Raw genomic sequence first — 12299 nt, 5'->3', positions numbered from 1 at the left:
GGCGAACTCGACTCGGCGAGATCGCCCCCGCCACGTCGATTCGACGCGATCGTCACGCGGATTCGACGCGGTCGGCCAGCGGCGCGTCGTCGACGGTCTCCGGAGAGAGCGCCGCGACCGCGTCGAGGAACGCGACCTTGAAGCTCGCCGGGCCGGCCGGGTCCGTCTCCGCCGCGCGCTCGGCCGCCAGTCCGAACGCGAGGACGGCGTCGAGGCCGGCCGCGAACGGATCGGCGACGGCCGCGCGGAACGTCGCCGCCGTGACGCCGAGCATGCACCCGGTTCCGACGACCTCGCCGAGCGACGGGTGGCCCCCGCGCACCTCGACCGCGCGCTCCGCGTCGGCGACGACGTCCGTCTCGCCCGACGCGACGACGACCGCGCCGGTCTCGGCCGCGAGCGCCTCCGCGCTGGCCGCGATATCGCCGTACTCGCCGACCGACTCGACGCCGCGGACCGCGCCGTCCGCGCCGGCGAGCGTGCTTACCTCGCCGTAATTCCCGTTCACGACCGCGAGGTCGAGCTCCTCGCAGACGCGCGTCGCCACCGCCGTCCGCGTCGGCGTCGCGCCCGCGCCGACCGGGTCGAAGACGACGGGAACGCCGCGCTCGTTCGCCGCCCGACCCGCCTCCAGCATCGCGCGCTCGCCGGCTTCGCTCACGGTCCCCATGTTCAGGAGCAGGGCGTCCGCGCCCGCGACCATCTCGGCCACCTCCCGGCGGTCGTCGGCCATCACCGGCAGGCCGCCCCAGTGGAGGGTAACGTTCGCGACGTCGTTCACCGTCACCTCGTTCGTGATGGACTGCACGAGCGGACTGGTCGCCGCGATCGCGGCGAGCGACTCGCTCACCGCGGGCGTCGCGTCGGTCACCGGCCGTCGCCTCGCTCGGTTCCCGTCGACGCCGCGTCGTCCGCGCCCGTCGCGCGTCCCGCATCGACCGCCTCGCGGAGCGCCCGCGTCGCCGCCGCCGGATGGTCCGCCGCCGTGATCGCGGTGATGACGGCCGCTCCGTCGGCTCCCGCGGCCGCGACCTCGTCCGCGTTCTCGGGGGTGATCCCGCCGACGCCGACGAGCGGCAGGTCGACCGCGTCGGCGACGCGCCGGACCGTCTCGACCCCGCGTTCCGCCTGCTCCGACGTCACGTTCTTCGATTCCGTCGGGAACACCGCGCCGACGCCGAGGTAGTCCGCCCCCGTCGCTTCTGCCCGCTCCGCGCCCGCGACGCTCGACACCGACCGTCCGACGATGGCGTCGTCGCCGAGGAGGTCGCGCGCCGCGGCGACGGGGAGGTCATCGTCGCCGAGGTGGACCCCGTCGGCGTCGAGCGCCAGCGCGAGGTCGACGCGGTCGTTCACGACGAACGGCACGCGCGCGTCGGCCGTCAGGGATCGAACCTCGCGGCCGACGCGGAGCCGCTCGCGGACGGTCGCGTGTTTTTCGCGCAACTGGACGACGCCGACGCCGCCCTCGATCGCGGCGGCGACGATCTCCGGCGTCGTCCGTCCCGCGGACAGATCCGCCTGCGTGATGAGGTAGGTTCGCCAGTCGATATTCATGAGTAGTACCGACGGATGGTTGCGCGAACGGAATGACGGTTTCGGTCGGAGCGGATCGGACGAGACGAGGTGGTCGATCGCGGGGAAGATCGGCCGCCGATCGTCGGCTACAGATCGAGCGGCCCCGCCTTCAGGTACTCGCGCATCACGGCCGTCGCGTAAGAGCCGCTCGGGAGCGCGAAGGAGAAGGCGAGCGGGTCGCGCCCGACCGTCAGATCGGTCCGCAGGAGGATCGCCCGCCGCGTCCCGGTCGACTCGAAGTTCCCGGGGAGGGCGAAGTCCGACGGATCGAGACCGAGGTCGGCGAGGACGTCGCATTCGATCTCGCCGGGTTCCCTCTCGCCGAGTTCGGTCTCGGTGCCGACGAGGGGTGCGGTGACGAACGCCCGGCCGCGCTCGCAGTGTTTCGCCACGACCTCGACCCGTCGCCCGGTAACGCGCTGAAGGCGGTCGGCGTCCGGCGCGACGAGTTCGTCGGGCGCGTCCCGGTCCGCGAAGCAGACCACGTCCCCCTCGACGGGGCGGTCGAACGGCAGGCCGCGGCGGAGGCGCTCGCTCAGGATGCGGTTGAACGCGTACGACTGGGCGGCGTTGACGAACAGCCGCTGGAGATTCGACGGAACCGCCTCCAGCGCGCGCTTGAAGTCGTCGGGCGTCTCCGCCCCCTCGTCGGCCAGCCGGTGGAGCATCGACCGCTCGTAGCGCAGGCGGCCGGGCATCCGACGGAGCGCGGCGCGCCAGTCGGGATCGTCGCGCGACGCCTGCTCGTCGACGAACGCCCGCGCGTCGCGGGTGTCGTCGGGTTCCGTCTCGGCGGGGTTGCCGACGTAGGCGAGCACGGCCCCGCGCCACTCCCCGCGGACGACGCGGAGGCCGACCTCGTGGGTCACCGGACGCATGCTGCCGAAGCGCTGCTGTCCGAAGTAGTTGGGGACGGCGATCGGGCCGCCCTCGTTTCCTCCTTCGCCGTCACCGCCCGCGAAGGTCCGAAGCTGCGCCGTGATCGCGTCGGCGTTTTCGGGGCGATCGGGTTCGCGAACCCGAATCTCGAAGGCGTTGCCGGCCAGGTCGCCGAAGCCGAGGTCGCGGCCGGCGCGTCCGAGGACCTCGATCTCGGCGTCGCGGACCTCGGGCAGGCGCTCCGGGTCGGCGTCGCGAACGGTGAAAAGCTGCGTCGTGACCGCGCGTTTGTCCTTCGTGCCCGCCCACGAGACCCGCTCGCGGCTGATCCCGAGCGCGTCCGAGAGCCGCGCGGCGAAGTCGTTCGTGTCCCAGCCGCGGAGGGTGACGCGCAGCACGAGGTGGCCGTACGCGCCCGGATCCGACGAGAGCGGTTCGGCGTCGAATCGCTCCAACTCGCGGACGCGGAAGTCGTCGACGTCGACGCGGAGCCTGCCGCCGACGCCGTCGACGTCGCTTACGTAGTACTCCATGCCGACCCGTCGCTCCACGGTGTGCGCCTCGCGCATCAGTCTCTCGTCCTCCGGTTTGGGGCCGCGGTGCGGGTCATCGTGGACGTGTCTCGTTCGGCCGCGAATATAACCCTGCGGCGTTTCGACAGCAAACCACCCCACGCCGTCGGACCGTTGCAACCGTTTCGTAACCTATGCACCGGTTAAGCCCGCGGCTCGACGCACTTATGGCGCGTGTAATAATACGGACGGGTCGCCTACACCCAGTCGCCTCCGCCACGCGCATTGGCTCGGTGGAGGCCCTGGGCCGCGGCGGGTGCAGCCGTCGGCACGCGGACCCCCACGCGCGGCGAGCTTTGACACACCCCCTTCCCCGGTCGCGGACGACCGGGCCCCCTTCTTCGCGCGCGCTCCCTCGGACGAGCACCGCACAGGACCCGGAGCCGATGCCGAAAGCGCGCGCGTCGGCCGCAACGCCCAACCGACTCGCGTGCGTCGTCGCGAGGGGATACGCATGACGGACGATTCGACCGCCGAGACGCGAGAGTCGTCGATCGACGCCGCCGTCGTCGACCGAGCCGCCGAAGCGGCGGCGGTCACGGCCGACGAACTGGCCGACGTCCTCGTCGTGCTCGACGCCGAGTTGCTCGGTCGCCACTCGACGTACGAGGCCGACGGGGAGTACGTCACCGCCGAGGGGAGGCGAGCCTACCTCGTCGGCGACGACGAGTGGGAGTCGCTGGCGGCCGACGTCGGGATCGACGATCCGCTCGCGGCCGCCGCCCGGCGCGCCCACGACGAGCAGGCTCGGGCGCTGTTCGAGGAGGCCGGACAGGCCGACCGCGTCGACCGCGACGAGACGGGGATCGTCGTCGGCGTCGACACGGCCGAGGAGATGATTTGAGACCCGAAGGGTCGCTCAGTACAGCGGGAGGTCGCCGGTGACGCGGTCGACGGTCTCGTCCGGTCCCGGGCCGACCGCGAGCGCCGTCACCGTCCCCGGTTCGAGCTGGGTGTGGCCGGCGTCCCTGATGATCGCGTGAGGGAGCCCCTCGTACTCCGCGGCGTCCGCGAGTTCGAACAGTTCGGTCTCGCCGTTAGCCTTCAGGACGACCTTCTTCTGCCCCTCGCCCTTCCACGCGCGGCGGGTCTTCGCGTCCGCGTCCTCGTACGCCGACAGCGAGGCGTGCGCGACCTGCGCGGCGAGCTTTCCCCGTCCCATCCCGAGGTCCGCCCGGGCGACGATTGCCTGCTTCATACCCGTCGTCCCGACCCCGCGGGTAAATCTCCTGCCATCGCGGCGCGTTCGAGCGGGCGGTCCGCCGGCTCAGGTCGAGGGACCGTCGACGCCGACCGGGAAACTTTACACCCGCGGGCGCTCCCTCACCAGTATGATACTCTCCGACGCCGACCTGCTCGCGCGGTTGCGCGACGGCGACCTCGTCGTCGAACCGCTCGACGACGTCGACATGCAGGTGCAGCCCGCGAGCATCGACCTCCGATTGGGCCCCGACTTTCTCGAATTTCGCCGGACCAACATCTCGTGTATCCACCCGAACCGCGAGGACGAGGTGAGCGAGTACATCCGGGAGACGACGGTCGCGGAGGGCGACGAGTTCATCCTCCACCCGGGCGATTTCGTTCTCGGGACGACGAAAGAGCGGGTCGAGGTGCCGCCGGACCTCGTCGCCAACGTCGAGGGGCGCTCGTCGCTCGGGCGGCTGGCGGTCGTGGTGCATGCGTCACTACCATACGACGAAGAAGTGTTCCTCTGGACGCCGAAGGATGGTTTCGGGTTCTATGAGATCGGCCACGTCGTCGAGAACGAAGTCGACGCACGCGCGGTCTCGTTCGATCCGGCCACGCTCCGGGTCCGAACACACGACGTGACCGATTACATCACTAACCCTCGAAAGCGGATCTATCGCGTCAAATTGGAGTCCGGACGCGAAGTACACGTCACGAAGGATCACAACGTGTTCACGCTCGATGCCAACGGTGGAGTGACCCGCCTCGCCAGCGAAGACGCCGTGGGAGAGCTCGTGATGGTCCCCGGCGTACTCCCCGGACCACGGGGCGAAGAGACGGAAATCGATCTGCTGTCGCTGATTGACGACGACGACGAAGACATCGTCGTTTACGCGACCGACGGTTTCGCCGAAGTAGACTGGTCGAGTGTTCCCTCGGGCTCCCGTCAGCATTACGAACGGCGTGTGAGCGCCCCGTTCCCCGCGGTGGGATGGCGTGCCGCCCCGGAAGACGCAGAGATCGCGTTCAAGCAAAGCGAAACCCGCACGCCTCGGTACCTTTCGGTGACGCCTGAACTCGGTTGGATCCTCGGATTCTATATCGCGGAGGGGTACGCTCGACGCAAGCAACTCGTATTCACAAACGAGGAGGACGCGTATTTAGACCGCGTTGCCGCGTGGTTCGGCCAGCGAGACGTGCCGCTATCTCGGCAAGAGGGTCCGGACGGTGTGAGCTACCTCACTGTTTGTTCCGCACTCTGGTCTAAGATCTTCGGAGAGTTAGCCGGTGCCGGCAGCGAGAAGAACATTCCAGAACACGCGTGGAACTGGAGCAACGACGTCCTCTCTTCGCTCCTCGACGGATTGCTCGACGGCGACGGCCATCGTCGTGACGGACGAAGCACGCTCTTTACGGCCAACGAAGACCTCGCGAACCGTGTGACGTACCTTGGAAGTCGTCTTGGAAGGTACACGTCGACGTACTGTCGCGACAGGAGCAACGGGAACGGCGAAACGAGGACCCAATGGGCGATCGACTTCTATGAAGATGCCCACAAGCGCGGACAGTGCGTTCCCAATCCATCCACCCTATTGCGTTCACTCCGGAGAGAGGCCGGGCTGACGATGGCTGACGCCGCAGCGGCGATAGGATGTTCTTCGAAATCGAGTATCTCGAACGTCGAAAACAGAGAGTACGACGCGGTCAAGCGGGACACGCTGCGCGAGTTACGGGACTGCTATGCCGAACACGGAGCGGACGTGACTCGTCTCGATGAGATATTGGCCGAATCTGTCCGATTCGAACGCGTCGTCTCTGTGGAAGCGACCGAGCGGTACGAGACCACATACGACCTGGAGGTTCAGCCGGACGGACGTCATATCGAGAACTTCCTGGGAGGATTCGGCGGCGTGTTCCTTTCGAATACCGCCGGGTACATCGACCCCGGTTACCGCGGGCAGGTGACGCTCGAACTGTCGAACCTCGGCACCGCCCCCGTGGCGCTCACCCCCGGGATGCGCATTTCCCAGCTCGTGTTCACGGAGCTGAAAAACCCCGCCGACCGTCCGTACGGGACGGAGCGCGGCTCGAAGTATCAGGACCAGCGCGGTCCGCAGGCCTCGCGCATCCAGGACGATCCGGAGTTCGGCGACCGATGAAGTTCGTCGAGGAGATCGTCGTCGAGGAGTTCCTGCCGACGTTCCGGTCGATGCTCGCGGAGGAGCTTCGCGAGCGCGGGCTCACCCAGCGCGAGGTGGCCGAGGCGCTCGGCATCAGCCAGAGCGCGGTGTCGAAGTACGCCCACGGCGAGGTGGGGAGGCGGGGGGAGTTCGTCGAGGACGACCGCGTCCGAGAGCTCACGGAGCGCGTCGGCGAGGGGCTCGCGACGGGCGAGATGAGCAGCGTACAGGCGCTCGTCGAGACCGAGGTGCTCATCCGCCGGCTGGAGGACGGCGACCTGCTCGCGACGATGCACGAGGAGGCGATGCCCGAACTCGCAGCGTTCGACGGCGACTTCGACGTGCACGACCCCGACAGCCCGATCCGGACGACGGAGCAGGTGCTGTCGTCGGTCCGGCGCGGCCTGCGCACGCTCACCAACGCCAGCGGTTTCGCGGGGTTGATCCCGAACGTCGGGTCGAACCTCGTCGAGTGCCTGCCGGACGCGACGACGATCGAAGACGTGGCCGCCGTCCCCGGCCGCATCGTCGACGTGAAGGGCCGAGCGACGGTGCCGGGCGATCCGGAGTTCGGCGTCAGCGAGCACGTCGCGGGCGTGCTGCTCGCCGCGCGCGCTGCGGGGGGCGACGCGCGGGCGACGCTCAACGTCCGCTACGACCCCGGAATCGTCGAGTCGCTCGACGACGCCGGACACGAGACGATCGAGTTCGATTCCGAGGCGGCGGACCCGATCGCCGCCGCGCTCGACGGGCGCGAACCCGGCGAGACGTTCGTCCTCTACCAGACCGGCGGCTACGGCATCGAGCCGATCACGTACGTGCTCGCCCCCGACGCGCCGACGGCCGCGTCGATCGTTCGCGACGTGCTGCTGTCTCGGGGATGACCGGGAGAGGCGGGCCGCGGCGAGGGAGCGACGACGACCCGGCGACGGTGTCCGACGACGCGGCGAGGTTGGGCGACCCGACGCCGGACGACGGCGCGGCGGTCGCGCAGGCGTTCTACTCCCGGTGGGCGCGGCTGTACGACGCGCTCGCGACGCGCGCGCCCGGCGTCGGTGCCCTCCGTTCGCGGGCCGCGGACGCGCTCGCGCTCGAACCCGGCGACCGCGTCGTCGAGATGGGCTGCGGGACGGGCGCGAACTTCCCGCACCTCCGCGACCGCGTCGGCCCCGACGGAGCCGTGGTCGGCGTCGACTTCTCGCCGGGCGTGCTCGACCGAGCGCGCGACCGAATCGAACGCCGGGGGTGGGAGAACGTCCACGTGGTGGGCGGCGACGCGACGCGACCGCCGGTGGCTCTCAACGGTGATGGACCGTCTCGTCCTCTCGATCTCGACGGCGACCTGCCGTCTCGTCCTCTCGATCTCGACGGCGACCTGCCGTCTCGTCCCGTTGACGCCGTCTTTTCGTCGTTCGTCTCCGGCATGCTCCCGGACCCCGAAACGACCGTTCGGGGGTGGGCCGACCTCGTCGACCCGGCCGGCCGGATCGCCGTGCTCGACCTCGCGCGGAGCACGCGACCGTCGGGGGCGCCGCTCAACCCCCTCTTCGAGGCGTTCGTGCTCGCCGGGTCGCCGCCGGGGACGCGGCTGCGGGGCCGCGAGGCGACGCGGACGCTCGACGCGCGGGTCGCGACGGCGCACCGGACGGTGCGGGCGGCCTGCGACGACGTTCGCTACTCGACCCACGCGCTGGGCTTCGCTCGGCTCAGCGCGGGGACCGTGCGGTGACGTCGAACGGACAACCCTCTCTTCCCCCCGTTCGATCCCCGCACTCGTCGCGGCCCTCCCGCCGGTCGCCACCGTCGTCGTCTCCTCGGGGCTCCACGGGCGAACCGCGATCCGCTTCGACGACCTGCAACTGGAGCGCGGCTACGGCGGCCTGGCCGCGTACAGCCGGTCGAAACTCGCGAACGTCCTCTTCGCGTACGAGCTCGCAGACAGGCTCCGCGGGACGGGCGTGACGGCGAACGCCGTCGATCCGGGATTCGTTCCCTCGACGGCGCTGAGCCGCGGGGCGTCCCTCCGGAGTCGGCTGACGCTGCGACTGTTCGCCCGGTTGCCGCTCCCGTTCACCAAGAGCGTCGAGGAGGGCGCGCGAACGGTGATCCGGGCTGCGACGGACCCGGAACTGGAGGACGTGACGGGCGCGTACTTCAGCGACGGCGAGCCGACGCGGTCCGCTCCGGAGTCGTACGACGAACGGATCCGAAGGCGACTCTGGGACGTGAGCGCCGGGCTCGTCGGCGTCTCGCCGGACGGCGCGTTCGAACCGAACGAGTGAGATCGTGGACGGGCCGGGCGTCGCTCGGTCGTCCCCACCTTCGCGACGACCGTCGCTTAGTCGTTTCCATCTTCGCGGCGAACGCCGCTCAGTCGTCCCATCTTCGCGGTGTCCACCGCTTAGTCGTTCGCCGGCGTCGGTCGAGTCGTCATCCGCACGGGTTCCGCGTCGACGCCGAGTTCGTCGAGCGCGACCTGCGCGGCGCGCTTGCCCGACAGGAGCATCGCGCCGAACGTCGGCCCCATCCGCGGGAGACCGTGCGCCGTGGCGGTCGCGAGCCCCGTCGCGACGAGGCCGTCGTGGATCCGCCCCGTCTCCTCGACGACGCTGTCCTCGCTCTCCGTGACCCACATCGAGTCGTGACCGGGCGAGTCGTGGCCGGGCGCGCCGTACTCGTCCTCGGCGGTCTTGTCCATCCCGGTGCCGCGCTCGCGCGCGTGGCTGATGCCGGGGGCGTCGACCACGCCCCGCTCCTGGAGCTTCGAGACGACGACCGCGTCGTGACCGGTCGCGTCGACGACCAGCTCCGACTCGACGGCGACGGGGTCGACGCAGGTGAGCTCCCGCGGCAGCGCGTGGACCGGCGTCCAGTTCATCACCACGCCCGCGACGCGGTGGTCCTCGCGGACGACCACGTCGGTGAACTCGGTCATGTTCTGGATCCGCGCGCCCGCGTCGCAGGCGGCCTTGATCAGCGCCGAGCAGGCGTGCGGACCGTCGGCCGTGTAGAGCCCCTCGGCCTCGTCGCTCTCCTCGTAGGGGACGCCCAGCTCGTCGAGCACGTCCTGTGCGGGATCGCGGACGGTGACCGTGTTCATGAGGAAGCCGCCGAGCCAGAAGCCGCCGCCGAGGTAGTTGTTCTTCTCGACGACCATCGTCTTCACGCCGCGCTCGGACAGCTCCTTGGCCGCCGTCAACCCCGACGGCCCGCCGCCGACGACGATCACGTCGCTCTCCGTGAAATCGAGGAAATCATCGCCCCACTCCTTCGCGATCGCGCGCGTGACCTGTGCCTCGTTCGCCTCGCTGAAGCCGGTGAATCGGCCCATACCACCTAGTGATAACACCAAGTTGTTAAACGCTTCGCACGCGTTGCCCCTCACCGGCGGAGTTTATTGCGCTCGTCACGGTATGTCACGACATGGGTTACGTCATCAAGATGCCGAAGTTGGGCCTGGAGATGGAGCGGGGGACGCTGTTGGAGTGGCACGTCGTCGACGGGGAGGCGGTCGAGGCGGACGACGTGGTCGCGGAGGTCGAATCGGAGAAGACGACGGCCGAAGTCACGGCGCGGGAGTCGGGTGTCCTCAGGCGGACGCTCCTCGCGGCCGGCGAAAGCGTCGAACCCGGCGCGCCCATCGCCATCGTCGCGGGAGCCGACGAGGACGTCTCGGACCTCGAAGCCGAGGCGGGCGTGGGAGCCGGCGGAGGAGGGTCGGAATCGGCGACCGCGGGGGCGACGGACGCCGGCGGGAGCGGCTCGTCCACCGGGGCGGCCGCGACGTCCGGCGACGGGGCTTCGACCGCCGACGCCGCGACCGCGGAGGCGGCCGACGGCGAGGCGGTCAAGGCGTCGCCGCGGGCCAAACGGCGGGCGGACGAGCTGGGCGTCGACCTCGCGCGCGTCGACGGGACCGGACCGCAGGGGTCGGTCACGGAGTCGGACGTCGAGGAGGCCGCGGCGGGCGACGAGGAGGAGTTGGCCGCGACGAGCGACGGGGAGAAGTCGGTCGGGGCGTCGCCGCGGGCGCGCCGGCTGGCTGACGACCTCGGCATCGATCTGGCCGTAGTCGATGGGACGGGGCCGCAGGGAGCCGTCACCGAGGCGGACGTGACGGCGGCCGCCGACGCCGCGACGGCCGAGGCGACGAGCGGCTCCGCGTCCGCCGAGGAGCGGACGGTCCGCGAGGAACGACCGCTGGACGGGATGCGACGCACGATCGCGGGGCGGTTGGGTCGGAGTTACCGAGAGGCCGTCCACGTCACGGAGCACCGCACCGCCGACGCCGAGGCGCTGTTCGCGGCCGTCGACGCCGCGAAGGGCGTCCACGAGGAGGACGTCTCCGTCAACGACGTGCTGCTCGTCGCCCTCTCGGCCGCGCTCGCCGAGCACCCAGAGTTCAACGCGACGTTCGAGGACGACGTCCACCGAATGTACGAGAGTCACGACGTCTGCGTGGCGGTCGACGTGGATGCTGGCCTCGTCGCGCCCGTCGTCCGCGGCGTCGACGCCATGTCGCTCGACGAACTGGCGGCGGAACGGCGGCGGGTGACGGAGCGCGCGCTCTCGGGCGAGTACACGAGCGACGACCTCTCGGGCGGCACCTTCACCGTCTCGAACCTCGGCGTCCTCGGCGTCGAGTCGTTCGACCCGGTGATCAACCCGCCGCAGGTCGCCATCCTCGGCGTGAACGCCGTCGAGCGCCGGGCCGTCCCGGGCGAGGGCGGGGAAGTCGTCTTCCGGCGAACCCTCCCGTTCGACCTCTCGTTCGACCACCGCGTCGTCGACGGGGCCGACGCCGCGCGCTTCCTCGGAACGCTCGTCGAGCACGTCGAGGATCCGTGGCCGCTCCTCGACGGCGTCGAGTCGGAAGCCGGCGGTCCGGCCGACGAGTTTTCCCTTCCCGAAGGTCGCGTCTCCGCGCGCGCCGAGTCCGACCTGTCGGGAACGGTCACCGCCGGCACCTTCGCGTACGACTTCGACGTCACGGAGGATCTCGGAGGCGACTCCCCCGCCGCGCCGCGGCCCGTCGACCTCTTCCTCGGATCGCTCGCTGCGTGCCTCTCGACGAGCATCGGCGTGCAGGCCGACATCCGCGACCTGCCGTTCGACGGGATCGACGTAGCGGCGGTCGCGACCGAGGACGACCGCGGGTCGGTCGAGTCGGTCGACGTGCGGGTCGCGATCGGCGTCGACCGCGACGAGGCGGACGACGACGTGCTGGAGCGGCTCGTCGAAAACGGCGAGCGAACCTGTCACGTTTCGGAACTGCTCCGGGAGGACCTGCCCGTGTCGATCGCGTGGGATCGGGCGTAGGCGAGCGGACGGAGCCGGCCGAGTCGCCGTCTTCGGTCCCCCCGTCCGAGTTCTCGCCTACGACGAGACCGTGTGCGTGTCGTCCGGCTCCGGCAGGGCGTCCACGTTCGCGGCCGTCTCGAAGATCACGCCGTTGAGGTGCTCTTGCGTGTCGAAGTACCAGTACGGCGTCTCGACGAACACGCCGCTCTGGAGGACCGAAATTCCGGCCTCCTCGAACGCCGTGACGACGCCCTCCGGATCGTCGAACGCGAAGCACGCGATGTGGTGTAACCCCTCCCCGTGGGTTTCGAGATGCTCCGTGTAGATGCTCTCGCCCGACAGCGGCTCGATGAGTTCGAACATCGTGCCGCCGACGTCCGCGAGCGCGAGGAGCATCGAGTAGTCGTGCGGTTCGCCCCTGAGCGTCGTGTCGGCGAGCCGCGGCGGTTCGAATCGGTACAGGTGCCACACGTCTACGCCGAGGACCGCGCCGAACCGATCCATGGCGTCTCCCGCGTCCTCGACCACGAACGCAACCTGCGAGATCTCGGGAATTTCGACGTCGAGCGCCGGTATCTCCGGAACCATGTTCGAAGAACGG

Annotated in this window: 12 protein-coding genes and 1 pseudogene; 7 read left to right on the top strand and 6 right to left on the bottom strand. The window is 70.2% G+C overall.

Annotation, left to right across the window (positions count from 1 at the left end; all coding sequences use genetic code 11):
• Positions 1-52: 52 nt before the first annotated feature.
• From thiM to truD, 3 genes are all read right to left on the bottom strand, one after another.
• Positions 53-871, bottom strand: a complete 819-nt coding sequence (gene thiM / locus C3L37_RS11670; protein ID WP_129114793.1) for a hydroxyethylthiazole kinase — start codon at positions 869-871, stop codon at positions 53-55.
• A complete protein-coding gene (gene thiE, locus C3L37_RS11665; protein WP_129114792.1) occupies positions 868-1557 on the bottom strand; it encodes a thiamine phosphate synthase in 690 nt (229 codons plus the stop codon). Before thiE ends, thiM begins: the two co-directional genes overlap by 4 nt.
• Before the next feature lie 107 nt (positions 1558-1664).
• Positions 1665-3026 (bottom strand): tRNA pseudouridine(13) synthase TruD, encoded by a 1362-nt coding sequence (truD, locus tag C3L37_RS11660; protein ID WP_129114791.1) that lies wholly within the window; start codon positions 3024-3026, stop codon positions 1665-1667.
• 457 nt (positions 3027-3483) lie between these two features.
• On the opposite strand from truD, the gene C3L37_RS11655 reads away from it, so the two are divergent.
• Positions 3484-3873, top strand: a complete 390-nt coding sequence (locus C3L37_RS11655; protein ID WP_129114790.1) for a hypothetical protein — start codon at positions 3484-3486, stop codon at positions 3871-3873.
• Between the two features lie 15 nt (positions 3874-3888).
• Here the strand turns inward: C3L37_RS11655 and pth2 are convergent, their stop codons facing one another.
• On the bottom strand, positions 3889-4227 hold the full coding sequence (gene pth2 / locus C3L37_RS11650) for a peptidyl-tRNA hydrolase Pth2 (protein WP_129114789.1): 339 nt from the start codon (positions 4225-4227) through the stop codon (positions 3889-3891).
• 133 nt (positions 4228-4360) lie between these two features.
• Between pth2 and dcd the strand changes: the two are divergent.
• From dcd to C3L37_RS11630, 5 genes and pseudogenes are all read left to right on the top strand, one after another.
• Positions 4361-4699: pseudogene (dcd, locus tag C3L37_RS24845) on the top strand (dCTP deaminase); the annotation flags it as partial.
• Entirely contained in the window at positions 4700-6376 is a 1677-nt protein-coding gene (locus tag C3L37_RS11645) for a dCTP deaminase domain-containing protein (protein WP_394345794.1), read from the top strand.
• On the top strand, positions 6373-7281 hold the full coding sequence (locus tag C3L37_RS11640; protein ID WP_129114787.1) for a thiamine-phosphate synthase family protein: 909 nt from the start codon (positions 6373-6375) through the stop codon (positions 7279-7281). Before C3L37_RS11645 ends, C3L37_RS11640 begins: the two co-directional genes overlap by 4 nt.
• Positions 7278-8126 carry a class I SAM-dependent methyltransferase gene (locus C3L37_RS11635; RefSeq protein ID WP_129114786.1) on the top strand — a complete coding sequence of 283 codons (849 nt, stop codon included), beginning with the start codon at positions 7278-7280 and terminating at the stop codon, positions 8124-8126. The genes C3L37_RS11640 and C3L37_RS11635 overlap by 4 nt, the downstream gene beginning before the upstream one ends.
• A 229-nt stretch (positions 8127-8355) precedes the next feature.
• Complete coding sequence (locus C3L37_RS11630; protein WP_129114785.1) at positions 8356-8679, top strand: hypothetical protein; 324 nt, start codon at positions 8356-8358, stop codon at positions 8677-8679.
• A gap of 119 nt (positions 8680-8798) precedes the next feature.
• On the opposite strand, the gene C3L37_RS11625 is transcribed toward C3L37_RS11630, so the two are convergent.
• Positions 8799-9728: a sulfide-dependent adenosine diphosphate thiazole synthase gene (locus C3L37_RS11625; RefSeq protein ID WP_129114784.1), complete on the bottom strand. Its 930-nt coding sequence runs from the start codon at positions 9726-9728 to the stop codon at positions 8799-8801.
• 92 nt (positions 9729-9820) lie between these two features.
• Here C3L37_RS11625 and C3L37_RS11620 point away from each other — a divergent pair, with 92 nt between their 5' ends.
• Positions 9821-11716 (top strand): 2-oxo acid dehydrogenase subunit E2, encoded by a 1896-nt coding sequence (locus C3L37_RS11620; RefSeq protein WP_129114783.1) that lies wholly within the window; start codon positions 9821-9823, stop codon positions 11714-11716.
• A 57-nt stretch (positions 11717-11773) separates the two neighbouring features.
• Here C3L37_RS11620 and C3L37_RS11615 read toward each other — a convergent pair whose 3' ends face one another.
• On the bottom strand, positions 11774-12286 hold the full coding sequence (locus C3L37_RS11615; RefSeq protein ID WP_129114782.1) for a VOC family protein: 513 nt from the start codon (positions 12284-12286) through the stop codon (positions 11774-11776).
• Between the last annotated feature and the right edge of the window lie 13 nt (positions 12287-12299).

It is taken from the genome of Halegenticoccus tardaugens (assembly GCF_004116405.1).
GTDB lineage: Archaea > Halobacteriota > Halobacteria > Halobacteriales > Haloferacaceae > Halegenticoccus > Halegenticoccus tardaugens.
Note: the sequence above shows the minus strand (reverse complement) of the source record. Positions and strands in the feature narration are given on the sequence as shown.